Source organism: Lacinutrix sp. YIN62, assembly GCF_057219185.1.
Genome location: NZ_JBXVVH010000011.1, coordinates 104983 through 127807 on the forward strand (window position 1 = coordinate 104983; position 22825 = coordinate 127807).

20 protein-coding genes, 3 tRNA genes and 2 pseudogenes are annotated in these 22825 nt (G+C 32.3%); 11 read left to right on the plus strand and 14 right to left on the minus strand.

Annotated features, from left to right (window positions below; all coding sequences use genetic code 11):
- Window positions 1-8 precede the first annotated feature (8 nt).
- From AC2D8I_RS09245 to moaA, 3 genes are read left to right on the plus strand one after another with little or no spacing between them, the layout of a single operon-like run.
- Window positions 9-449 carry a molybdenum cofactor biosynthesis protein MoaE gene (locus AC2D8I_RS09245; protein WP_484705716.1) on the plus strand — a complete coding sequence of 147 codons (441 nt, stop codon included), beginning with the start codon at window positions 9-11 and terminating at the stop codon, window positions 447-449.
- Window positions 450-453: 4 nt separating this feature from the next.
- A complete protein-coding gene (gene moaCB, locus AC2D8I_RS09250; protein ID WP_484705717.1) occupies window positions 454-1365 on the plus strand; it encodes a bifunctional molybdenum cofactor biosynthesis protein MoaC/MoaB in 912 nt (303 codons plus the stop codon).
- A gap of 1 nt (window position 1366) precedes the next feature.
- Window positions 1367-2374, plus strand: a complete 1008-nt coding sequence (moaA, locus tag AC2D8I_RS09255) for a GTP 3',8-cyclase MoaA (RefSeq protein WP_484705718.1) — start codon at window positions 1367-1369, stop codon at window positions 2372-2374.
- A gap of 65 nt (window positions 2375-2439) precedes the next feature.
- Here moaA and AC2D8I_RS09260 read toward each other — a convergent pair whose 3' ends face one another.
- From AC2D8I_RS09260 to AC2D8I_RS09275, 4 genes are all read right to left on the minus strand, one after another.
- Window positions 2440-3726: an alginate export family protein gene (locus AC2D8I_RS09260; protein ID WP_484705719.1), complete on the minus strand. Its 1287-nt coding sequence runs from the start codon at window positions 3724-3726 to the stop codon at window positions 2440-2442.
- Window positions 3727-4079: 353 nt separating this feature from the next.
- Entirely contained in the window at window positions 4080-4508 is a 429-nt protein-coding gene (locus tag AC2D8I_RS09265; RefSeq protein ID WP_484705720.1) for a DUF4268 domain-containing protein, read from the minus strand.
- Between the two features lie 33 nt (window positions 4509-4541).
- Window positions 4542-5213: a ZIP family metal transporter gene (locus AC2D8I_RS09270; RefSeq protein WP_484705721.1), complete on the minus strand. Its 672-nt coding sequence runs from the start codon at window positions 5211-5213 to the stop codon at window positions 4542-4544.
- Window positions 5214-5216: 3 nt separating this feature from the next.
- Window positions 5217-5948 carry a class I SAM-dependent methyltransferase gene (locus AC2D8I_RS09275; protein WP_484705722.1) on the minus strand — a complete coding sequence of 244 codons (732 nt, stop codon included), beginning with the start codon at window positions 5946-5948 and terminating at the stop codon, window positions 5217-5219.
- Between the two features lie 91 nt (window positions 5949-6039).
- On the opposite strand from AC2D8I_RS09275, the gene AC2D8I_RS09280 reads away from it, so the two are divergent.
- Entirely contained in the window at window positions 6040-7206 is a 1167-nt protein-coding gene (locus AC2D8I_RS09280) for a THUMP domain-containing class I SAM-dependent RNA methyltransferase (RefSeq protein WP_484705723.1), read from the plus strand.
- A 72-nt stretch (window positions 7207-7278) separates the two neighbouring features.
- On the opposite strand, the gene AC2D8I_RS09285 is transcribed toward AC2D8I_RS09280, so the two are convergent.
- The 5 genes from AC2D8I_RS09285 to AC2D8I_RS09305 form a co-directional block, all read right to left on the minus strand.
- The gene (locus AC2D8I_RS09285; RefSeq protein WP_484705724.1) at window positions 7279-7617 is read right to left on the minus strand and encodes a DUF4870 domain-containing protein; all 339 of its coding nucleotides are present in this window, start codon (window positions 7615-7617) and stop codon (window positions 7279-7281) included.
- Between the two features lie 205 nt (window positions 7618-7822).
- Window positions 7823-8239, minus strand: a complete 417-nt coding sequence (locus AC2D8I_RS09290; protein ID WP_484705725.1) for a DUF6691 family protein — start codon at window positions 8237-8239, stop codon at window positions 7823-7825.
- 1 nt (window position 8240) lies between these two features.
- Window positions 8241-8795: a YeeE/YedE family protein gene (locus tag AC2D8I_RS09295; protein WP_484705726.1), complete on the minus strand. Its 555-nt coding sequence runs from the start codon at window positions 8793-8795 to the stop codon at window positions 8241-8243.
- A gap of 3 nt (window positions 8796-8798) precedes the next feature.
- Window positions 8799-10211 carry an MBL fold metallo-hydrolase gene (locus AC2D8I_RS09300; RefSeq protein ID WP_484705727.1) on the minus strand — a complete coding sequence of 471 codons (1413 nt, stop codon included), beginning with the start codon at window positions 10209-10211 and terminating at the stop codon, window positions 8799-8801.
- A 50-nt stretch (window positions 10212-10261) separates the two neighbouring features.
- Window positions 10262-11041 carry a M90 family metallopeptidase gene (locus AC2D8I_RS09305; protein WP_484705728.1) on the minus strand — a complete coding sequence of 260 codons (780 nt, stop codon included), beginning with the start codon at window positions 11039-11041 and terminating at the stop codon, window positions 10262-10264.
- A 115-nt stretch (window positions 11042-11156) separates the two neighbouring features.
- Here AC2D8I_RS09305 and AC2D8I_RS09310 point away from each other — a divergent pair, with 115 nt between their 5' ends.
- Both AC2D8I_RS09310 and AC2D8I_RS09315 read left to right on the plus strand, forming a co-directional pair.
- Window positions 11157-11822, plus strand: coding sequence for an HAD family hydrolase (locus AC2D8I_RS09310; protein WP_484705729.1), 666 nt, complete (start codon window positions 11157-11159; stop codon window positions 11820-11822).
- A 155-nt stretch (window positions 11823-11977) separates the two neighbouring features.
- Complete coding sequence (locus AC2D8I_RS09315) at window positions 11978-12814, plus strand: hypothetical protein (RefSeq protein ID WP_484705730.1); 837 nt, start codon at window positions 11978-11980, stop codon at window positions 12812-12814.
- Between the two features lie 57 nt (window positions 12815-12871).
- Here AC2D8I_RS09315 and AC2D8I_RS09320 read toward each other — a convergent pair whose 3' ends face one another.
- Window positions 12872-13621: a C40 family peptidase gene (locus tag AC2D8I_RS09320; RefSeq protein ID WP_484705731.1), complete on the minus strand. Its 750-nt coding sequence runs from the start codon at window positions 13619-13621 to the stop codon at window positions 12872-12874.
- 55 nt (window positions 13622-13676) lie between these two features.
- The gene (locus AC2D8I_RS09325) at window positions 13677-14855 is read right to left on the minus strand and encodes an acetyl-CoA C-acyltransferase (RefSeq protein WP_484705732.1); all 1179 of its coding nucleotides are present in this window, start codon (window positions 14853-14855) and stop codon (window positions 13677-13679) included.
- A gap of 159 nt (window positions 14856-15014) precedes the next feature.
- Between AC2D8I_RS09325 and AC2D8I_RS09330 the strand changes: the two are divergent.
- From AC2D8I_RS09330 to AC2D8I_RS09350, 5 genes and pseudogenes are all read left to right on the plus strand, one after another.
- A pseudogene (locus AC2D8I_RS09330) lies at window positions 15015-17063 on the plus strand (HD family phosphohydrolase).
- 102 nt (window positions 17064-17165) lie between these two features.
- Window positions 17166-17253 (plus strand) — tRNA-Ser (locus tag AC2D8I_RS09335).
- A gap of 16 nt (window positions 17254-17269) precedes the next feature.
- A tRNA-Pro gene (locus tag AC2D8I_RS09340) sits at window positions 17270-17344 on the plus strand.
- A gap of 19 nt (window positions 17345-17363) precedes the next feature.
- Window positions 17364-17437: transfer RNA gene (locus AC2D8I_RS09345), tRNA-Arg, on the plus strand.
- Window positions 17438-18494: 1057 nt separating this feature from the next.
- Window positions 18495-20047, plus strand: a pseudogene (locus AC2D8I_RS09350) (IS1182 family transposase).
- Window positions 20048-20158: 111 nt separating this feature from the next.
- Here the strand turns inward: AC2D8I_RS09350 and AC2D8I_RS09355 are convergent.
- Genes AC2D8I_RS09355 through AC2D8I_RS09365 form a run of 3 tightly spaced genes read right to left on the minus strand, consistent with a single transcriptional unit; the run spans window position 20159 to window position 22133 of the window.
- Entirely contained in the window at window positions 20159-20791 is a 633-nt protein-coding gene (locus AC2D8I_RS09355) for a hypothetical protein (protein WP_484705733.1), read from the minus strand.
- A gap of 13 nt (window positions 20792-20804) precedes the next feature.
- The gene (locus AC2D8I_RS09360) at window positions 20805-21422 is read right to left on the minus strand and encodes an outer membrane beta-barrel protein (protein ID WP_484705734.1); all 618 of its coding nucleotides are present in this window, start codon (window positions 21420-21422) and stop codon (window positions 20805-20807) included.
- A gap of 18 nt (window positions 21423-21440) precedes the next feature.
- The gene (locus tag AC2D8I_RS09365) at window positions 21441-22133 is read right to left on the minus strand and encodes a DUF456 domain-containing protein (RefSeq protein ID WP_484705735.1); all 693 of its coding nucleotides are present in this window, start codon (window positions 22131-22133) and stop codon (window positions 21441-21443) included.
- Window positions 22134-22825: the final 692 nt, after the last annotated feature.

Sequence of the window (22825 nt, forward strand, 5' to 3'; positions counted from 1 at the left end):
GAAGAGTTATGAAAACAATTTATAAAAATGTATTTAAACAAGGCGCTATATCTTCCGAATTTATAGCAAAATCGATAGCGAAACATCAGTCTAAAACCAATATAGGCGCGCACAATATTTTTTTAGGACAAGTACGAGCAGATGCCATAAATGGAAAAGAAGTTGTTGCTATAGAATACACTGCTTATGAGGCAATGGCAAACAAAACGTTTCATGAAATAAGAGAAGCTACTTTCGAAAAATTTAACTTAAGCTGTATGCATATATACCATAGTTTAGGAACAGTAGAAAAAGGCGAAGTCTGTTTATTTGTATTTGTGTCTTCTCCGAGACGTAAAGCTGTTTTTAATGCATTAGAATATGTTGTAGAACGTATTAAGGCTGAGGGTCCTGTTTTTGGAAAAGAAATATTTGAAGATAAGTCACATCAATGGAAAATAAATAGTTAACAAAATGGTAGATATTACGCATAAAAACAATAGCCTAAGAGCGGCAGTGGCTCAAGCGATAGTAAAGGTAAGTCACAAAGAAACCATTCTAGCAATAAAGAATAATACAGTACCTAAGGGCGATGTTTTTGCGATGAGTAAGGCCGCAGGTTTATTGGGCGTTAAGAAAACCCCCGATTTACTACCAGATTGTCACCCGTTACCTATTGAGTATACAGGGATTGAATATGTAATAAAAGGGTTAGAGATTCATATTTTAGTAACTGTAAAAACTATTTATAAAACAGGCGTTGAGGTAGAAGCCATGCATGGCGCTAGTATCGTGGCTTTAAATATATACGATATGTTAAAGCCTATAGACAAAGGAATTGAAATTCATCAGATTAAACTTCTAGAGAAAAGTGGTGGAAAATCGAGTTTTAAAGATAAATTTAAACGGGATTTAAGTGCAGCTGTAATTGTTTGTTCAGATTCTATTTCTCAAGGTAAGAAAGAAGATAAAGCAGGTAAAGCCATCCTTTCAAAATTGGAGCAGTGTGCGGTAAATATTAAAGATTATATTATTATTCCAGATGAGCAGACCATTATTAAAGAAAAAGCTAAATACTATCAAGCTCAAGGCGTAGATTTAATTATTTATACGGGTGGCACAGGCTTGTCTCAAAGAGATGTAACCCCAGAAGCTTTAAAACCATTGTTAGATAGAACAATTCCAGGAATAGAGGAAGCCATTCGTAAATATGGCCAAGAACGTATGCCATATGCTATGCTCTCAAGAAGTGTTGCAGGTACAATTAAGAATACATTAGTTCTAGCGTTACCTGGTTCCACTAATGGAGCACGTGAGTCTATGGATGCTATTTTCCCTTCAGTTTTACATGTTTTTAGAATTTTAAAAGGCGCAAAACACGATTAATATGAAAAAAGAAAGCAACAAACTTACAGATACTTTTGGTAGAGGGCATAACTATTTGCGAATATCTCTTACAGAACGTTGTAATTTACGTTGCTCTTATTGCATGCCTGCAGATGGCATTAAACTGTCTCCAAAGGGACATATTATGACTTGTGAAGAGATTTACACAATTGCACAGACGTTTGTTGCTAAAGGCGTAACTAAGATTAGGCTTACAGGTGGCGAGCCTTTAGTGCGGAAAGATGCGGCTTTAATTATGGAAAGATTGGCTTTACTTCCTGTGGAGTTGGCTATTACTACCAATGGTGTAATAGTAGATCGGTTTATAGATCAATTTAAAAAATGTGGCATTCGAAAAATTAATGTAAGTTTAGATTCGCTTGATCTCGAAAAAAATAAATTAATTACACGAAGAGATTATTATACGAAAGTCTATAATAATATTAAACTTTTGGTTAAAGAAGGTTTTCAAGTGAAAGTGAATTGTGTGTTAATGAAAGGATTTAATGACAATGAGATTATTGATTTTATAGAGTTTACTAAAAATCAATCTTTACAGGTTAGATTTATAGAGTTTATGCCTTTTGATGGAAATAATTGGCATATGGATAAACTAGTTTCTCTTGAGGATGTCTTAAAACAGGTCTATAAATATTATGATAAAGGACGTTTTAAGAGGCTTAATGATTTACCTAATGATACCGCTAAAAACTATCAAATCGAAGGATATAAAGGCTCTTTTGCCGTAATTAGTTCTGTAACGAATCCCTTTTGCGATAGTTGTAATAGACTACGGTTAACAGCCAATGGACAACTTAAAAACTGTTTATTCTCAACTTCAGAATCAGATATACTTACAGCATTACGTCAAGGAGAGGCTATTACTCCAATTATTGAAAAAGCAGTATTCTTAAAGCGCAAAATAAGAAATGGGATGAATACTATTGAAAAGTTTGAAAATATTGATGAACATGGTAGAAATAGAAGTATGATCGCTATAGGCGGTTAAAAAAGTCCTCACGACTAATATCGTGAGGACTTTTTTTAAGCTTCAAACGAAATAAGGGAAAATTATTATTCTTTATTCAAATTAGTGCTAAATAGCTTTGGATTTATTGTAAGTTGTACCCAGCCCCAATTATTTGTATTGTCATGGGGTCTTCCTTCTTTTATTAAACTCATGCTTTCAGATGCAAACATATGCGAATAGCCAACATTAAGTTTTACATAAGGCATTAGTTTTTGAGTATAAACCATATCTATTTCTGTACCTAAATAATTATCAGCATCATTAGCTAAGTTAGCGTTTGAAGCAAAATAATGGCCTTTTAAAAGTAAATTTGATTTTTCTCCAGTGGTAAATATCATTTTAGCATAAATATCATTAAGCCCCACGTTATTAACGTGATTGCCCACATAAAAATAATCCATAAACCCATTGAATTTATGGTTTGTTCCGTACAAAGGAAAAAACGATTTGTTTTTAGAATCTCCCTCTTGATCTGTTCCACTCAAGAGTTCAAAACCTAATCCGTATATCATTTTGTTTGTTTTGTAAGTGCCTTCCAAAGCAATCTGGTAAGCCTCTAAATTTGTAGTGGCATCAGCTTCACCAAATTGATAATATGCACTTCCCGTTACATTTACTTTTTTAATAGGAAACTTAACGAAAGTACCCGCCGTTTGTCTGTATGTAACACCATCAGCGATATCATTATCAACGCCAGTAAAATTTTGAAATCCAGTATTTAAAAAAAGAATACTAGCAGACAGTTTATCCCAAGATTTTTTTAAATGTACATATTGCATAGCTTTGTATGTGAAAAAGCCTTGAATATTGAAGGTATTACCTTCATTTGCAGGTTGCTCTTGATTAAAAGCACCACCTAAGTCGGCCATAAAATTATCTTTTTTATACTTAATAATAGCAGCATCATGAAAACGGCCTTGCATTGCCCAATCTAATTCACCAAAAATACGCTGATCATCATAAGCAATCGTTTGCCTTCCTAATTTAGTAGACCAATTTTCGTTAAAATGTAACTGTACATAGGCTTGAAATACCGAAAAGGAATCGTTTCCATCAATAGGTAAGGTTTGGCGTGTATCTCCCCAAGTACTTACATCTTGTAGAGCCATAAATAGTTGAAGTTTTTCTGCTTTATAGTCAATATTTAAACGTGTCCGTTGACTTACAAAGGCCGCAGGATCGGTATCATTTGGGAATAGATTATTGAAACCATGGCGATATTCGAAACGCGCTCGTACGTCGGCATCAATATCCAGTGTTTGCGCCTTTATACTTATAGATGATAATATAAGTATGAAACATAATAAACTTGAAATTCTGAGGTTGGTCATAATAATTAATTTTAAATGCTAGACACAAATATCTTTTATTTAACAAACAATAATGATGACTTTTATCATTTTGAAAGAAAATAATTGCAATAAATATTATAATGTAGGAAAGTGGAATTACAACATTTTATAAAAAAAGAATTTTAAGTCAAGTCATATCTAAATTTTAATTTAACCTATAAAAAGGTAATTATGTGTTTAAGATATGAAAAAAAGACCCAATGTGCTAAAAATTAATTTGTTAAGTTTTAAGTGTTATGGGGTGAAATTTACAAAGGGGAACATAGCTTGCTAAAAAGTGTTATTAATAAGCTAATTTTAAATGCGCTTACTGGCGATTATCAATTGGGGAATTATGGCTTAATAATAGCTTTATATTCCTCAAAAAAAGCTTCAAAAGCACTCATTTTTTCATTAAAAAAAGCCATGACTTCTTGCCAATTATTTTTGTTGTGAATTGATACTTTTTTGTCTAATGAAACATAAACTCTAGATATTTCTTTTCCGTTTTCTAAATAGTATTCCTCTTCAAATAGAGCTTCAGGAAGAAAATCATTCAAGATAATAGTCTGTAACGATTGTAATTTTTCCCAGTAGTTTATTCTATTTTCTAAATCATCTTCTAAATCAAGAAAAACAGCAGCAGTTTTATTATCAAAATGAAATTTAAAACTAAAACCTTTAATTTTAGTATCGTATAAAATCCATTTTCTTGGAAACGATTTTCCAAAACTGGTCCAAAAGAGTTGTCGAATTTGTCTAGATTCTTCTTTAGAAAACATGTATAAATAAATTATTAAATGCTAAAATACTTATTATATAATATACGCTAAAATAATAGCAGATACAATGGTTAGTAATTTTGTAATATTAAATTTATGACCTTCATTACTTTCAAACAATATCGTTGTTGATATGTGTAAGAAAATACCTATAACTATAGATGAAATTTCCATGAAATAGGTTTCAATAAACGTGAAATTGGCCGCCAAGAAAACGCCAAATGGCGTCATTAAAGCAAAAAGTAATAAAAAGATAATACTAAAGGCTTTGCTTCGTTTGGAAGTTAAAAAGAACGTAGCCAAAATAATAGCTACAGGTAGTTTATGAATAATAACACCATACATTAAATTATGATGTGTTTCTATAGGAACGCCTTCTAAAATACTATGAATACTTAAACTAATAAATAATAACCAAGGGAAACTAGCTTCATTCTTATCTAAATGGACATGTCCATGCTCTGCACCTTTAGAGAAAAACTCTAAAATTATTTGTAATAAAATACCAATCATTATAAATAAGCCAACATGCTTACTGTGGTGGTGATATACCTCGGGTAAAAAATGAAATACGGTAATAGATAGAAGAAAAGCCCCGCTAAAAGCAAGTAGAAGCTTAAGGTTTTTATGTTGTTTTGGTTTTAAAAACCAAACGATTAAATAACCCAGTACAACGGACAAAATAGGTAGTATGGTAGCTAGCATTCTTTATTTAAAGATAAGAATTAGACGTTCAGATGATTTTTTGTCAAATTTACGTAATTTATAATCGCCAAAAACATCGATTAAATATACGCCTGCTTGCTTAAAATACGATTCAAAATCGGCCATGGATAGTGCCTTAACACGTTCTTGATATTGATGATTTTCATTTTCGAATGTAAATGAAATGTCTTTTATAATGAATCCATTTTCAACACGTCTTTTTTGGTGGAAAGCGATACCATCTACGGTTTTTATATCTTCAGGTACTAAGTGTTCTATAACGTATTCACTGTTTAAGAAATCGATGACTCCAAATCCATAAGCATTTAAATTGGCCTTTATAGCTTTTATTGTACTTAAATTGTCTTCAGGTTTTTCAAAATACCCAAAGCTAGTAAAGAGATTAAAAACAGCATCAAATTTATTGTCGTAAGGGTTACACATATTATGCACGTCAAATTTGAGCATGTTATTTTCATATTGTTTAGCATAATCGATACTGTTTTTAGATAAATCTACACCAGTAACATCGTAACCTATACTATTTAAATAAACAGAGTGTCTGCCTTTACCACAGGCCAAATCAAGAATTTTTCCATGCTCAGGAAGATTTAAATATTCTGTAAGATTATACATGAAATTCTCAGCTTCGCTGTAATCTCTATCTTTATATAAAATGTGATAAAATGGAGTATCAAACCAAGAGGTATACCAAGTTGTTTTGTCTTTCGTCATAATATTTCTCAAAAAAATGAGAATCTCGTTTTACTTAATTGTATGTTTAGTACAAAAATAGATTATTTTTGCAATCTATTGGACGAAAAGAATGGAAGAAAATTTCAGAATGGTTGCCAAAACCTTATTTGGCTTTGAAGAATTATTATCAAAAGAATTAACTCAATTAGGAGCTCGAGAGATTAAGGCTGGGGTGCGTAACGTTAGTTTTGTTGGAGACAAGGGCTTTATGTATAAAGCCAATTTGGCTTTACGCACAGCAACAAAAATATTAAAACCCATACATACGTTTAGAATACGAAACGAAAAAGATTTGTATGATCAAGTGTATAAAATGGATTGGAGTAAATATTTGAAACCTACAGGAAGTATTGCTGTAGATTCCACATTAAACTCAGAGGTATTTACACATTCGTTGTATATTTCTCAAAAAACGAAAGATGCTATTGTTGATAAATTTAGAGACGAGACAGGCGAACGGCCAAATGTAGATTTAAAATTTCCAGATTTAAAGATTAATGTGCATATAGACAGGTATGTTTGTAATATTTCTTTAGATTCCTCGGGAGATTCTTTACATAAACGCGGCTATAAAATGGCGACTAATATAGCCCCAATTAATGAAGTTTTAGCAGCAGGCTTAATTATGCTTTCAGGCTGGGATGGGCAATCCGATTTTATGGATCCTATGTGCGGTAGTGGAACAATGTTAGCAGAAGCGGCAATGATAGCCTGCAATATTCCTCCAAATTTAATGCGTAAAGAGTTTGCTTTTGAACGTTGGCAAGATTGGAATGTAGAATTATTTGAGAAAATAGAAGAATCTTTATTAAATAAAACACGTGATTTTCATTACAAAATATATGGGTTTGATAAGTCACCAAGTGCCGTTACTAAAGCCAAAGATAATGTGAAGAATGCGCATTTAGATGAGTTTATTACCATAAAACATGAAGATTTTTTCAAGACCCAAAAAGGAGGTGATAGAAAGTTACATATGGTTTTTAATCCACCATACGGAGAGCGTTTAGACATTAAAATGGAAGAATTTTACAAGAATATAGGGGATACCTTAAAACAAAATTATTCAAATACTGATGCTTGGTTTATTACTTCTAATATAGAAGCGATTAAGCATGTTGGTTTGAGACCTTCAAGAAAAATTCACCTGATGAATGCGAAATTAGACTCCCGTTTATTAAAATATGAAATTTACGCAGGTAGTAAAAAGGGAAAATATATGAATAATAATAAATAAGCGTTATTTTAAATATACCAAAAGCGTCTACAAAATTGTAGACGCTTTTTTTTATCTCAGTATTAAACTAAACTAACTAATAAGATTAAGAGATAAAGGATATGATGGGCTTTCGCCATTGTTTACTTTTATTGCATTAATAATGGGAAATATAATTGCTATAATACCTAGAATGATGAACCCTAAGATACCTAATCCAAATAATAGAATTAATGGAACACAAATAATAGCATATATTATTAAGCTTAATTGAAAATTAATAATACTTTTTCCATGAGAATCCATTTGGTACACGCGTTCTTTTTGTGTGACCCAAAGAATTAAAGGAAGGATTAAACTTCCAAAACCTGTTAATAGTGTTACTAATTGACTTAAATGGGTAATGACTAATAATTGTTTATCTTCTCTCATCGCTCTTTGATTTTTTTGATTGATACTGATATGACGCACAATTTTTTAAAATGTTACAAGTGATTTATAAAAAGATTAAATTTATTCTAGGTGGCTTTATTATAACTTACTGTAACGATACATACTCTTAAGGGATATAACTATAAAATGATCAAACGCTAATGTGTTTGATCATTTTTATATAGGAAATTATGTTGTGTTGTTTTTAATGCGGAAGTTTATCTTTAATAAGGCCATAGACAAATGTACCTAGTAGTGCACCAAAAATAAGTATAAGAATACTAGCAAATCCAGAGCCTAATAATACATACATAGGACCAGGACAAGCACCAGCTAAAGCCCAACCTAATCCAAAGATTATTCCACCAGAAAGATATCTTACTACACCTTTGTCTTTTTCAGGTATTACAATGTCTTCACCGTTAATATCCTTGGCTTGTGTATATTTTAAATATTTAACAGCAATAATACCCAATACTATTGCAGAGCCAATGATACCATACATATGAAAACTTTTAAATTGAAACATCTCATAAATGCGAAACCATGACGCAACTTCCGATTTAATAAATAGGATGCCTAAAAATAATCCTATTCCAAAAAAATATAATGTTTGTCTCATATTAAAAAATTATAGGGAAAATAAAATGAACCATAACTAAACCTCCTATAAAAAAGCCTATTACAGCAATTAAAGAGGGGAGTTGAAGATTGCTTATACCAGAAATAGCATGCCCAGAAGTGCAACCACCTGCATAACGCGTTCCAAATCCAACTAAAAAGCCTGCTATTAATAAAATAGAAGCCCCTTTTAATGATAATAAGTTGTCTAAACTAAATAATTCTAAGGGTAAATAGGATTTGTTAACACTATTAAAACCAAGGTCGTGTAATTGTATTACAACCTCTTGATTTATTTGCGGAGGCCTAGGCGTTAAAAAGTGAAAGGCTATAAAGCCACCAACAATAACACCAACAACAACCCATAGGTTCCATTTATTAGCTTTCCAATCAAATTTAAAAAAATCGGCATAGCGACCAGCACCACCAATAGTACATAACGTTCTTAAATTTGAAGACATTCCAAATCGCTTACCTAATTTAAGAAGCAAGAACATTGTAAGAGCTATTAATGGTCCAGCAATATACCAAGGCCAAGTATTGTATATTAATTCCATAAATTATTTAGATGTTGAAGGACATACAAAGTCTGATACAGGAATCCCAGCTTTTTTTATAGCTGCCATTCCTCCTGCGATATCGACTAGATTATGTATTCCTCTACTTTTTAGTATAGATGCTGCAATTACAGAGCGATAACCACCAGCACAATGAATATAGAAATTTTCTTTTTCAGGAAACTTAGCTAAATGGCTATTAAGGTTGTCTAGAGGTGTTAAATTGGCGTTTTCAATATGCCCCGTAGTAAACTCACCTTCTTTTCGAACATCAAAAACAGGAATAGTTTCTGCGTCTAATTTAGTTTTAAAAGCTTCGGCAGAAATAGAGAGAAGAGCATCAGTTTCTTTTCCAGAAGCTTTCCAAGCTTCAATACCTCCTTCAAGATACCCTAGTGTATTATCAAAACCTACACGAGATAATCTGGTAATAGCTTCTTCTTCACTACCTTTATCTACCACTAGTAATAATGGCTGATTTACATCTGCTATTAAGGCACCAACCCAAGGGGCAAAACCTCCTTTAAGACCAATAAAAATAGAACGTGGAATATGGCCTTTGATAAAATCAGATTGGTGACGTACGTCTAAAATTAAAGCTTCAGTATCATTGGCTGTAGTCTCAAAAGCTTCAGGTGATAAAGCATTAGTTCCTTTCGTTATGACTTCATCTATATGAGTATAGCCTTCTTTGTTAAGTTTTACATTTAAAGGGAAGTAGAGAGGCGGTGGCAAAAGCCCATCGGTAACTTCTTTTACAAACTCTTCTTTGGTCATATCTGCTCTAAGAGCATAATTCACTTGTTTTTGATTTCCTAGAGTATCTACCGTTGCTTTCATCATGTTTTTACCACATGCAGAACCTGCGCCATGGCCAGGGTATACGATAATATCGTCGGCTAGTGGCATGATTTTACTACGTAAGCTATCAAAAGATAAGCCTGCGAGTTCTTCCATAGTCATATTTGCAGCCTTTTGAGCTAAATCTGGACGCCCAACATCTCCTAAAAATAAAGTATCTCCACTAAAAATGGCATAATCTTTTCCTGTTTCATCTTTTAAGAGGTAAGTTGTACTTTCCATAGTATGCCCAGGTGTATGTAAAGCCTTTATGGTTATTTTACCTAATTTAAATTCTTGACCATCTTCGGCAATTATTGCTTCGAATGCTGGCTTAGCTGTAGGACCATATATAATAGGAGCATCAGTTTCTTTAGATAGCGTTAAATGTCCACTAACAAAATCTGCATGGAAATGGGTTTCAAAAATATATTTAATTTGTGCCTTATCATTTTTAGCTTTGGTTAGATAATCTTTAACCTCGCGTAAAGGGTCTATTATGGCAACATTGCCTTCACTTTCTATATAATACGCTCCTTGGGCAAGGCATCCAGTGTATATTTGTTCTATTTTCATGACATCAAAATTTAAGTTTGCAAATTACAACATTCATTGGCAATAAAAAACTACTTTCTTTTCGCAGGGTTTTGCTGGAAACACTCTTGTAGCATTTTATATAATTTAGGATGCTTCCGTTTAAATAATTGAGGTCTCTCGAAGAAATATTCGGAAACGACAGCAAAAAATTCGGCTTCATTGGTCAATGCATATTTTCTAATATCAGATTGGTCGTTATTAATAGCTTTCATTTCATTATGCATTAATTCTAACCATGGTTTTATATAATCTCTACGCAATAATTGTTTTGGAATTCCATCTGTATTGCCATCCATTTTGTCTACTAAATGAATAAATTCATGTACAGGGGTGTTGTATTTATCGGTATCGTTTTGGAAAGCTAAACGCAGTGCTTTTCTGGAAAGAATCATTTGTTTTTCGAAGCGACCTGTACCAACCATTCCTAATATGCGTCTTTGTTTTCCATTTTTAGAAAACTCTAAATCAGCATTAAACGCATTGGGATATAATATAATACCACTTAAATTATTGTAATGCCATTCTTTGAATCCAAAAACAGGAATGATAGCGCTGGCAGCTATAAGTATTCTATCCAATTCTTCGATGGTTGTAGAAACGCCATCAATATTTATTTCGCTTAAAAAAAGCATCATTCTTTTTTGAAATCGTATTTGATCTGTATGGGTTAAATTTTTATAGAACAATACTTTTTTTAATAAAATAGGGTGCCAATGTTCAGGAAAGGTGGCTGCTTTCTTTTTTTTTGTTTTTGAAAACGAAAATATTGCAAAACCCAATAGAGCAGCAAAGGCGATATAAGTAAACATAAATAGATTAGGTATTGTGTATTACAAAAGTAGTATTAATTATTCTTTATAAAATTGTAACGACTGTATTTATTATAGGAACAATAATTATATTCGCTTAAATAAATATAAAATTATGCTTAAAGCTGTACTTTTTGATATGGATGGGGTTATTGTAGATACAGAACCATTACACCATAAAGCCTATTATATGATGTTTGATGCCTTTGGAATTTCTGTTTCCACAGCATTGTACGAGTCATTTACAGGGCAATCTACTATAAATATATGCAGACAATTATGTAAGTACTTTAACTTGAAGAATGATCCAGAAGAATTGGTTCAAAGCAAACGTAAGAGCTTTACAAGTTTATTTCACAATGATCCTAGTTTACAGCTTATTGATGGTGTGCTTGCGCTTATAAAAGAGTATCATAGTAATGGATTGACTTTGGTTTTAGCATCTTCTGCTTCTATGTTCACTATTAATAATGTGTTCGATCGGTTTGATTTAAATCAGTATTTCATTGCGAAATTAAGTGGAGCCGATTTAAAGGCATCAAAACCACATCCTGAGATTTTTGAAAAAGCAGCAATAGCTTCTGGTTTTAAGGCTGATGAGTGTCTGGTAATTGAAGATTCTACTAATGGAATTAAAGCCGCAAAATCTGCTGGAATATATTGTGTTGGGTTTGATAGTGTGAATTCTAAAAATCAAAATTATGCTTTGGCAGATATGGTAATTAGTGATTTTAAAGCTATTGGTTTTCATAAACTTAATAAGCTACCTGTTTTTAATTGAGGTATAGGGTAATTGTATTATGCCCTTTTACTGAAGGGATTATCATAAATTGAATGTAAAAACAAGTATTTATACGCGGTTTTTAGAAGTGTCTATATCTTATTTTAGTTTGTCTATATAAACGATGTAATCAATTTCTAATAAAACCAAAATAAATGGCAACTACACTAACCAATTTAGAGCAGAAAAAGGTTGTTTCTAAAGTAAATTCGCCCACAGTAACCAATGTTAAAAAAAAAGAAACAGAAAATAATGAAACTAAAGCGCCTGTAACTAAAGCAACAAAACCAGGAATATCTAAAACAGTTGTAGAAGAACTGAGTATGGATATTAACAATATGCTGTCGTATGCTGCGTACAATGGGATTATTATAAATACAGAAGTTAATGCATTAATCCAAAATAGTAGTATAGACGACTTAATTAACGCTCACAATTTATTATGTAAAAATGTAGCGCCTGCAACACCTAAATCCATTGACTATACAAAGCGATTATATGAAAACGGTGAAGGAAAATCGCCATTAAATAAATTGCCTTTGGTTAGAAACTTAATACTGCTATCGCTTATGTTTTTAGGGGGCTTTATAATTACAGGGTTATCTGGACATGTAAATAATAAGTCTTTGGGCTTAGGGATTATGGAAAGTAAAGGCTTACCATTACTTTTAAATCTTGTTTTCTTATCTTGTATTTCTGGTTTAGGGGTGTTGTTTTATCTTCTTAAAAATATAAGTGCTTCGGTAAAGAATGGGACATTAATACCAGAAGAATCTATAGAATATATTGCACAAATAATATTAGGTATTATATCTGGTCTTATTATGTCTGAAATTATTTCCGTGTATAATACAACAAATCCAGACAATCTTAATTTGTTTAATAAAAGTCTTTTAGCGTTAATAGGTGGGTTTTCTTCCGATGCTATCTTTAGTATTTTACAAGGAATTATAGATAAGATAAAATCTGTTTTTATAACTATAAAAGTATAGGAGGCTGCTATAAAGTTAAAAAAACGTCTACAAAATCATTTTGTAGACGTTTTTAATTTAAATAATTTTTTTTATCACTCTTAATTTATGAGTATGGATTTGTTTATCTATATTATAGATGCCCGAATGATCTAATCTATCAATCCTAACTTTTCCATGTGCATGTATTATATAATTGTCTTTCATTATAATACCAACATGGATAATATCGCCATCATTATTATCAAAAAAAGCTAAATCGCCAGGTTCACTTTCTTCTATAAAACTTAGGGCTTCACCTTGCGTTGCTTGTTGTGAAGCATCGCGGAGTAATTTATAGCCATTTAATTTATAAATCATTTGTGTAAAACCTGAGCAATCAATACCAAACAAGGTTTTTCCTCCCCATAAATACGGTGCATTAAGATATAGAAAGGTAGATTTTATAATATTTTCTTTTGGGTGTTTTATGTCTGTAAAAACACCATCAAAAGTATGGTTCATAAGCGATAGTCCATTTAAACAAGATCCCAATGGAATGGGATAGAGTTGTTTATCCTTTCCTTGAATAAATTCTACTAAATCTGTAGACAACTTTAATGGTTCAGACAGCAGATTTTCATACTGCGCTTTAGTTATCTCAAAATATTGTTTATGATCTATCCAACCTTCATATTTATCAAATGCCAATCGGATTTTATGCCAAGACTTGCGTTGCTCTAGAACTTTAAAGAAACCACCATATAGTACTTGTGAAACCATTTCACTAGTATCCGAGGCTTCAAGTCTTAGAGGAACGATACTTAAATTACAAATTCCGTAATGCATTAATTAATGAGCTGTTGTATTATGGGTTAAATCGAATTCGTGATTGTTTTACTAATTAAGGTCTTTCTATAACAACTGCAGAAGCACCACCGCCACCATTACAAATAGCAGCTGCACCTGTTTTTGCATTATTTTGTTCTAAGACATTAAGCAATGTAATTAATATTCTAACGCCAGAGCATCCTAGTGGGTGACCTAATGAGACCGCACCACCATTTACATTTACAGTACTATCATTTAAGCCAAGAATTTTCATGTTGGCTAAGCCTACAACTGAAAAAGCTTCATTAAATTCAAAGAAATCAACATCTTTAATAGTCATACCTGCTTTGTCTAAAGCTTTTGGTAAGGCTTTAGAAGGCGCTGTAGTAAACCATTCTGGTTCATGCGCTGCATCTGCATAACTTTTAATAGTTGCTAATGGTTTTAAGCCAAGTTCTTCGGCCTTTTCTTTACTCATTAATACCATAGCACCAGCACCATCGTTAATTGTAGAAGCATTGGCAGCTGTTACTGTTCCTGTTTTTGTAAATGCAGGGCGTAAAGCGGGTATTTTTTCCATCTTTACATTGGTATATTCTTCATCTTTACTAACTATAACTGGCTCTCCACGACGCTGAGGGACTGCAACAGGAACAATTTCATTATCAAATTTTCCAGCGTCCCATGCTGCTGCAGAACGCTTATAGGATTGTATTGCATAAGCATCTTGATCTTCTCTTGAAAAATGATGTTCTGAAGCGCAAGCATCTGCACAAACACCCATTGCATTTTGATCGTAAACATCTACCAAACCATCTTTTTGCATACCATCTATTAAACTGGCAGGGCCAAATTTAGTAGCATTACGAGCATGGAAATAATGTGGAATTAAACTCATGTTTTCCATACCTCCAGCAACAATTATATCTGCATCTCCCAAAGCAATAGATTGTGTTGCTTGCATTACAGTTTTCATTCCAGAAGCACATACTTTGTTAACTGTTGTACAAGGTACTGTATCTGGAATTCCAGCAAAAATAGCAGCTTGTCTAGCAGGAGCTTGACCTGTTCCAGCTTGTACGACATTTCCCATTAAAACCTCTTGTACTAATTCTGGTTTTAAATTTATTTTTTCAAGAGCTCCTTTTATGGCTATAGCACCCAATTTAGGGGCAGGAATTGTTGATAAAGCACCTAAGAAACTGCCTATTGGAGTTCTTGCTGCTGAAACGATAACTACTTCTTTATTCATTTGTGAGAGTATTAATATATAAGTCATGCGAAATTAATCATTTTTTGGTAAAAATTAGAACCTTCAAGAGATAATAACAAGATGAACAGTGAATATTTACTACATTTGAAATAGATAATATCCAAATTTTAGTAAAAACAAAAGTACAAGCAAAACAGAATGAAGGACTTGATTAATACTTTTTATAAAAACCATGCACTAATTTATAAAGTGCTTCTTTTTATAGTTACCACTTTTTTAATCGTTTATTTGTTCCCCAAAAGTGGCAGATTTAAATATGATTTTGAAAAAGGAAAGCCTTGGCAATCCGAAAATTTATACGCCCCTTTTAATTTTGCTATTCAAAAAACAGCAGACGAAATTGCTATAGAGAAACAACAAATTGAAGCTAACGCCATTGCGTATTTTAATCTGAAACCTTGGGTTGTTCCTATTGTGAAATCGGAATACAATGATAATTTTAATCTGGTGTTTTTAGATTCTATATATAAAGCTGATTTTAAGGCACTCAAAGATAAAGGCGGAGAGATTATAAATGATTTATATGCTTATGGTATATTAGAGGAAAGTGTTTCTATTTCAAAAAACAAAAAAATAACGATTCTAGATGATAGGGTCGAAAAATACAAAACGCAGTTTTCGAGCTTATATAGGTTAGAAGACGTAAAGACTAAGATTACAAAAGCACTGGCAAATACCGATTTACAAAAATATTCGGGTACGCTAACAGCGCTTTTTTTTGATATTATAAAGGCTAATGTTACCTATGATGCTTCTTTAACAGAACGCTCGCTTTCCGAGGCTTTAAAAACAATATATTATACTAGAGGAGGTATAGAGAAAGGAACGCTTTTAATTTCTAAAGGTGAAATTGTAACTGGAGATAATTTGCTTATTCTAAAATCGTTGGAGTCTGAATTTGAGTCTCAAGTTTGGAGTGAGTCCAATTATAATTGGATTGTTTTTGCCTATACACTATTGGTGGCATTAGCGTTATTAATGTTACTTTTATTTCTAAGGAAGTATAGAGTTGACGTTTTTGGAAATAATACCAAAGTAACTTTTATTTTCTTTAATATATTATTAATGGTATAATTAACAACCTTAGTTGTTAATTATAATTCAAAATACATATATATCGTTCCAATTGTAATATTACCATTGGTTCTAAAAGCCTTTTTCGACGCAAGATTAGGGCTTTTTACACATGTGATAACTGTTCTGCTTTTAGGTTTTATTGTGCCCAATAGCTATGAGTATATGTTTTTACAAATTATAGCTGGTATTGTAACGATTTTAACCGTTTCTGAGCTCTATAAACGGGCGAATTTATTTATTTCTGTAGGTCAGATAACATTAGTATATATCATTGCTTACTTTGCTTTCTTTGTGATCCATGAAGGGAGTATTGAAACATTAAAATGGGGCACTTTTGGTTTGTTTGTGCTTTGCGGATTGGCGACATTATTTGTGCAACCCCTTATTTATATTTATGAAAAACTATTTGGGTTGGTTTCTGATGTTTCTCTTTTAGAGCTTTCAGACACTAATTCTAAGCTTTTAAAACAATTAGCAAATATTGCTCCAGGAACCTTTCATCATTCATTAAATGTAGCGAATTTAGCAGAAGCCTGTGCTAATGAAATAGGGGCAAATGCAATGTTAGTTAGGGTAGGTGCATTGTATCATGATATAGGTAAAATGAAGCAGCCTACATATTTTACAGAAAACCAATCTTCTGGAATTAATCCGCATAATGAATTATCATCAAAAGAAAGCGCAAAAGTAATTATAGATCATATTATAAATGGCATAGAGATAGCCAGAAAAAACAACTTACCAGATCGGGTTATTGATTTTATTAGAACGCACCATGGTACTAGTAGCGTATATTATTTTTATATGAAAGCGAAAGCCGCTAATGAAAACACAGACATTAATGATTTTTCTTACCCTGGACCGAGACCTTTTAGTAAAGAAACAGCAATCTTGATGATGTGTGATAGTGTTGAAGCTGCTTCTAAGAGTTTAAAAGAACCAACCGCTACTAAAATTGATAATTTTGTGGAAAATATACTAAATAAGCAAATGGATAATGGGCAATTTCTAAATGCGAGTATTACTTTTAAAGAAATTCAATCTATAAAAAAAGTGCTAAAGCACAAGCTTGCAAATATTTACCATTTGCGAATTGAATATCCAGAATAATTTTTTAAAAAAAAGCGAAAAAAATGTTGCGATATCCAAGATGTTGTCTTAAATTTGCACCCGCAATTAATTGCTAGTTCATATCACATAAAAACAACAATTGGAGAGGTGCCTGAGTGGCCGAAAGGAGCGGTTTGCTAAATCGTCGTACCCCAAAAGGGTACCCAGGGTTCGAATCCCTGTCTCTCCGCAGTTTTAGATTAATTCGGGGTGTAGCGTAGCCCGGTTATCGCGCCACGTTTGGGACGTGGAGGCCGCAGGTTCGAATCCTGCCACCCCGACTAATTAATCTTTATATTTGGAGGCGTAGCTCAGCTGGATAGAGCATTGCCCTTCTAAGGCAACGGTCATAGGTTCGAATCCTATCGCCTTCACTTAAACCCTCATAAACATCAATGTTTATGGGGGTTTTATTTTTAGTGGTAAATATAGTGGTAAGTTTTTTAGTTTTTAAATCATCTAAAGATTAATCAATCATTTACTTTTTTTTTGATTTTACAAGCCCTCTTAGCTTTTCTTCTTTTTAAACTTCTTAATATTGTTCCTAGTTCTTTTTTTGGAATATTCTTAGAGTGTTAATTTTTTAAAATATAGTATCGCTTAATATTCCTTAAGGAATGTCTTAATAGTTCTTAAAAATGAAATTAAAAACACTTGTACTGGTCTTAACAAAGTAAAAGCCCCTGTAAAAGGAGCTTTTGAATATTTTTTTAGAGACTTGTGTAATGGTTGCTGGTGTAGCCAACTGTTGTTTTTTGTCTTTACGTTTTTTTAATTCTAAAAAATTGAAAAACAAACCTGCGAAAAATTCCGCTATATTTTCGTTCTGTCATTCGATTCCGCAAGAGTGAATTCTTGCGTTCAATTCAGATTTCCTAATATTATAAACTCCGATTGATCTATAATTTAGCAAACTTGCTCAAATTCCGTTTTGCTTTTCATTCCACATTTAAGTCAGAATTTATTTTGACTTTTTTAATAAATACTTGCCTAAAATTGAGATGTGAAAAAGTACTAAAATCAGTAACGAAATATAAAAGAAAATTTCATAAAGTTCCGTTTTATTAGATTCTGTTTTTCCGATATAATCAGGCTTATCATTTTCAGTCAGCATTAAATATGTACAAACTAAAAACCATAAATGAACTACAAATATTTGAAGTTTAAAGATTAATTTCATTCAGTTTTCTGATTTCCCTCAATTGTTGCCAACGTTTAAGTATATGTGTTGTTTTGTAAAAATGGTTTACGTAGCGAAAGCGAAGATAAGCTATTTTCTAACGCATTCCTTTTATAAATGGTCAGCCTGTACGCAACGTTGTGGCTAAGTTGCGTTTTAATGCAGTTTAGGTGTTGTGCCTGTTGCACAAGTTTGTTGCTAAAGATAGTAAAGGAATTTAAAAGTGGCTTAGTTATTTGTTAACTTTAGTTATGCAAGGCAAAAAAAAGTACCAAGAAAAATTATTTTCTCATTTTCAATGGAGCGAACGCATTCCGAAACACAACTTTTACCGTAAGTTAAAAGCGGTATTACATTTAGATTTTTTATATGCATCAACCCAGCCTTTTTATGGCGAGAGTGGTCAGAAAAGTATTGATCCTGTTGTGTTCTTTAAATTGTGTTTGGTGGGGTATTTAGAAAATTTAATAAGCGACCGTAAATTGATACAACATTGCAGTATGCGCTTAGATATACTGTATTTTCTGGGCTATGATATTGATGAAGCTTTGCCTTGGCATTCTACCATTAGTCGCACGCGTCAATTATTTCCTGAACATATTTTTGAAGACGTTTTTACAAAGGTATTGAGTATGTGCGTTGAAAAAGGGACGGTAAGTGGCCATACTCAAACCATTGACTCAGCTCCTATAAAGGCGAATGCTTCTATGGATACTTTAGAGCTAAAAGTTCCTAAAGAAGATTTGGATGCTCATTTGAGAAAAATACGCCACATAAGTAGTCGCGATAAGGAAACTATAATCCGTAAAGCTCAAAACAATAAAGCTTCAGAAGACCAGCAAAGCATCACCGCAAATGCAAAAGAATTACAAGCCCTAAAAAGCAGAAATAAGAAGTGGGCAGCAGAGCAAGATCAACGTCCTGGCGCTGGAAATAAAGGAAGTAGATACACCTCCAATAAAACCCATTACAGTCCCACCGATCCAGATGCACGTATAAGTGTAAAACCAGGAAAAGCGAGAAAGTTAAATTATATGAGCCAGCTTAGTGTAGATACGGCGCATCATGTCATTACAGATATCAAGGCATACCATGCCGATAAAAAAGACAACCAATATTTACAGGACATCACCAAACGCTTAAAAACTAAACTGCACAAGCAAGGGTTACTTTGGCGGAACTGTGTTGCTGATACCGGCTATAGCAGTGGCGAAAATTATGCATTTTCAGAAGCAATAGGTTTGGAAAGTTATATTCCCCCTCATGGCACTTATAAAGGAGGTCCAGAGGATTTGTTTACCAAAAAGAAGAGGATCATTACCTGTGTCCACAAGGCACTATCATTCCCTTTAAAAAGGTGTTTTTGGATTCCCGTACCAAAACCAAAAAGAAAGCGTACAGAGGTTCAAGTATGCAATGCAAAGGATGTCCCATAGCCAAAGCGTGTTTAGGAAAAAGTGCAAAAGAGAAAACATTTTCTGTGACCTATTACCGAGAAGAATACGAACGTAACAACAAACGAGTAAATAGTCCAAAAGGCAGGTATCTAAAATCCAAACGACAAAGTACGGTAGAACCCGTTTTTGGGACCCTCACACAGTTTATGGGACTTCGGAAAATCAACACTATAGGAATGCAACAAGCAAACAAAGTCATGCATCTGTCTGCAATTGCCTACAACTTGAAGAAATATTTAAAATTCATTGTAAAAAATGTGAAAATGGATGCTAAAGCAATGAAGCATTTATTTTGTCTTGTAAAACGCTTGTTTAGGCCCCAAATAAAGCTGTTAGAGCTAATATAATAGGCATCCTAAATTTAAATAGTATTGGTTTTAACAAAGTAAAAGCTCCTATAAAAGGAGCTTTTGAATGTTTTTATAGACTTGTGCAACGATTACCCGTGTTATGCCAAGTTATTCTTCAAAATGCCATTCCTTTTTTTTAATAATAAAAGGACTAAATTCAAATATGTCAACAGGATAATAATTTAAAGTGTCTTTTTGAAAATAAGTTTTATACATTCCTTTTAATTCTCTTTTTATTGGTTTGAAATTAAATTTAGTCGAATCAACAGACTTCAAAACAATATTTACAAATTCTGAACAATATAATTTTGTTGAATCGTTAAGAGTGAAATATGGGTCAAACTTGATTTTCTTTTTTTTGTATTTATTCAAGACTGATGCAATTAAGCGAGTTTCCTTTAGGTTATTTCCTTTTATAGTCCAAACACTCATGTATAAAACCTTTCCATCTTCGCAAGTCAAAAACTCATTTAAGTTTTGTGTCTTAAAATCAGAAAATTTGTCTTTAAAATCAGAAACATTATAAATTAACCATTTGGAATCTTGGAATAGCAAGATGCCTACATGAGTGCTTAAACTATCTTTGATATTGAATTGTTTGGCGAAATAACCTTGTTTGGTATTAGTTCCTCTGAAAATTATGTAGGTGTTATCCTTATTAAAATAATTAAAATCAATATGGTTATTTCGCTCATTGCAACTTAATAAAATTAGTATGGCAAAAATGCTCAAATATTTCAACTTGATATATTTATTAAAATTTATAATTAAAACCTAACAATACTGAATACATATTTGATAATTTGTATTCGGGTAATGAATTTTTAGAATTATTTAGTATGTCAGATTTTGATTTAATTCCTATATTAAATTTAAAAGCATCATCAAACTTAATACTTGCACCAATGCTTGCTTGAAGACCTAAATTTAAACCGATTCCATTCTCTGTGTTAGAAATCGAATTCTCTATATCTTCAAACTTGCTCTTTAATAGATAAGAACCATAAATACCTAAATCTCCAAAAAAAGAAATATTACTATCATTCTCTTTTTTTATTCTATAAATAATAGGAATGTTTAGATATTTGTTTTCAATATAGTTGTTTTCTGCTCCAGAATTTAAATTTCCAAAAAGGTTTAAATATTCAACACCAGTAATTAAAGAATTATTGTTGTTAAATTTGAAAACCTCGACACCTAAAAAAGCCTCGATACTTGAAACATTTAACTTTGATAAATTTTCAATTTCAAGTGTCCCAAAACCAATATGGCTATTAAAAATAAGTTCTTTTCCGTCTTTACTTTCTTGAGAGTAACCATTGCATAAAAATGCGATGGTTACTATCAATGATAAAAATATTCTTTTTAACATAACTAATAGATTTAAATTTTAAGGGGTCTTGTTCTTCGCTAAACCGTGTATAAATGAGCCAATAAACCCACCGAAAAACATACCTACTGGACCTAATAATATTCCACCTGCAATTACTCCAACTCCAAACGAAGTAAAGCCATCCCAAAAACGTGCTTGTTCGGTTGGTGTAAAAGAACTTGATTCTTTAGCAACAGTATTGATAAATGTTAGCATTTCTTTCTCGCTTGTAGCTAAATTTGCATAGTTAGGACTGTTTTGTAAATCAGATATCCAACCTTGTCCATCAAGAATTTCCTGTATTTTTAGTTTAGTAAATCCTGTTAAATTGTAGTCGTCCAAAACTTGCATATATCCATGTGATATTAATTCTTCGTTTTTGTCCATTACTTCCTCAACTAATTCAACAGTTACTTCTCCTTCATCATAACCAGCTGCAACCGCGTATTGGTCAACTAATGCCTGGGTTATTTCCACGCCATTTATTTGTCTTTGTTGTGGGCTGTTTTGTAACTCAATATTTACTGATTTTAACGCGTCTGCCATTTCTTTTGCAGCACCTTCATATTTTTTGACAATTTGGTTATAAGTAGCATTTTCTTCAAATTCGTTTGTTAGTTTATCAGTCGTACAAGAATACATTGTAGGAAGCAAAAAAACGATTGTTAATGCATAAGCAATTTTCGATTTAAATTTTTTAATAATTTTCATTTGATTATATTCTAGGGTTAAAATTAATTTATTGATACCTGTTTTTTTTTATCAAGTTTTATACTTGGTCATTTTCATTTCACTCTTGGCTACTCTTTTTTTTTTATAGTTAGATTTTCACTTTCACATACTCTAACTTAATTTGGGGGGTCAGCCCGTTTTTGACCGTCATGTTGTTTTTAATGTGGCATAACGTTTTTGTATAAGATTAGTATGGGAGTTTGACAATTCGTGAATTGTCGGCCGAGACACTAAGCTTATACTTATTTTATGTTTTTATTTTGTCGACCTAAAAATAGGTAAATAAGTTTAAGCGGACTTTTATAAATAAACCAAAACTTTAGGCAAGCCATAAAAACCCACATTAATTTTATACGGTGTGCCTGTTGCACAAGTTTGTTGCTAAAGATAGTAAAAGAATTTAAAAATGGCTTAGTTATTTGTTAACTTTAGTTATGCAAGGCAAAAAAGAGTACCAAGAAAAATTATTTTCTCATTTTCAATTGAGCGAACGCGTTCCGAAACACAACTTTTACCGCAAGTGGATATGCAACAAAATTTTAGACTTTAAGTTGAATGACTATGCTGCCTGATTGTTGTTATACATATTTAATTCAAATTCATTAATAGTTTTATACCCTAAATAGGAGTGTCTTCTTCTCTTGTTATACCAAGTTTCTATCCATTGGAAT

Coding starts and splice junctions, on each gene's coding strand:
- AC2D8I_RS09245 (WP_484705716.1), top strand. CDS start 9: ATGAAAACAATTTATAAAAATGTATTTAAACAAGGCGCTATATCTTCC.
- moaCB (WP_484705717.1), top strand. CDS start 454: ATGGTAGATATTACGCATAAAAACAATAGCCTAAGAGCGGCAGTGGCT.
- moaA (WP_484705718.1), top strand. CDS start 1,367: ATGAAAAAAGAAAGCAACAAACTTACAGATACTTTTGGTAGAGGGCAT.
- AC2D8I_RS09260 (WP_484705719.1), bottom strand. CDS start 3,726: ATGACCAACCTCAGAATTTCAAGTTTATTATGTTTCATACTTATATTA.
- AC2D8I_RS09265 (WP_484705720.1), bottom strand. CDS start 4,508: ATGTTTTCTAAAGAAGAATCTAGACAAATTCGACAACTCTTTTGGACC.
- AC2D8I_RS09270 (WP_484705721.1), bottom strand. CDS start 5,213: ATGCTAGCTACCATACTACCTATTTTGTCCGTTGTACTGGGTTATTTA.
- AC2D8I_RS09275 (WP_484705722.1), bottom strand. CDS start 5,948: ATGACGAAAGACAAAACAACTTGGTATACCTCTTGGTTTGATACTCCA.
- AC2D8I_RS09280 (WP_484705723.1), top strand. CDS start 6,040: ATGGAAGAAAATTTCAGAATGGTTGCCAAAACCTTATTTGGCTTTGAA.
- AC2D8I_RS09285 (WP_484705724.1), bottom strand. CDS start 7,617: ATGAGAGAAGATAAACAATTATTAGTCATTACCCATTTAAGTCAATTA.
- AC2D8I_RS09290 (WP_484705725.1), bottom strand. CDS start 8,239: ATGAGACAAACATTATATTTTTTTGGAATAGGATTATTTTTAGGCATC.
- AC2D8I_RS09295 (WP_484705726.1), bottom strand. CDS start 8,795: ATGGAATTAATATACAATACTTGGCCTTGGTATATTGCTGGACCATTA.
- AC2D8I_RS09300 (WP_484705727.1), bottom strand. CDS start 10,211: ATGAAAATAGAACAAATATACACTGGATGCCTTGCCCAAGGAGCGTAT.
- AC2D8I_RS09305 (WP_484705728.1), bottom strand. CDS start 11,041: ATGTTTACTTATATCGCCTTTGCTGCTCTATTGGGTTTTGCAATATTT.
- AC2D8I_RS09310 (WP_484705729.1), top strand. CDS start 11,157: ATGCTTAAAGCTGTACTTTTTGATATGGATGGGGTTATTGTAGATACA.
- AC2D8I_RS09315 (WP_484705730.1), top strand. CDS start 11,978: ATGGCAACTACACTAACCAATTTAGAGCAGAAAAAGGTTGTTTCTAAA.
- AC2D8I_RS09320 (WP_484705731.1), bottom strand. CDS start 13,621: ATGCATTACGGAATTTGTAATTTAAGTATCGTTCCTCTAAGACTTGAA.
- AC2D8I_RS09325 (WP_484705732.1), bottom strand. CDS start 14,855: ATGAATAAAGAAGTAGTTATCGTTTCAGCAGCAAGAACTCCAATAGGC.
- AC2D8I_RS09360 (WP_484705734.1), bottom strand. CDS start 21,422: ATGTTAAAAAGAATATTTTTATCATTGATAGTAACCATCGCATTTTTA.
- AC2D8I_RS09365 (WP_484705735.1), bottom strand. CDS start 22,133: ATGAAAATTATTAAAAAATTTAAATCGAAAATTGCTTATGCATTAACA.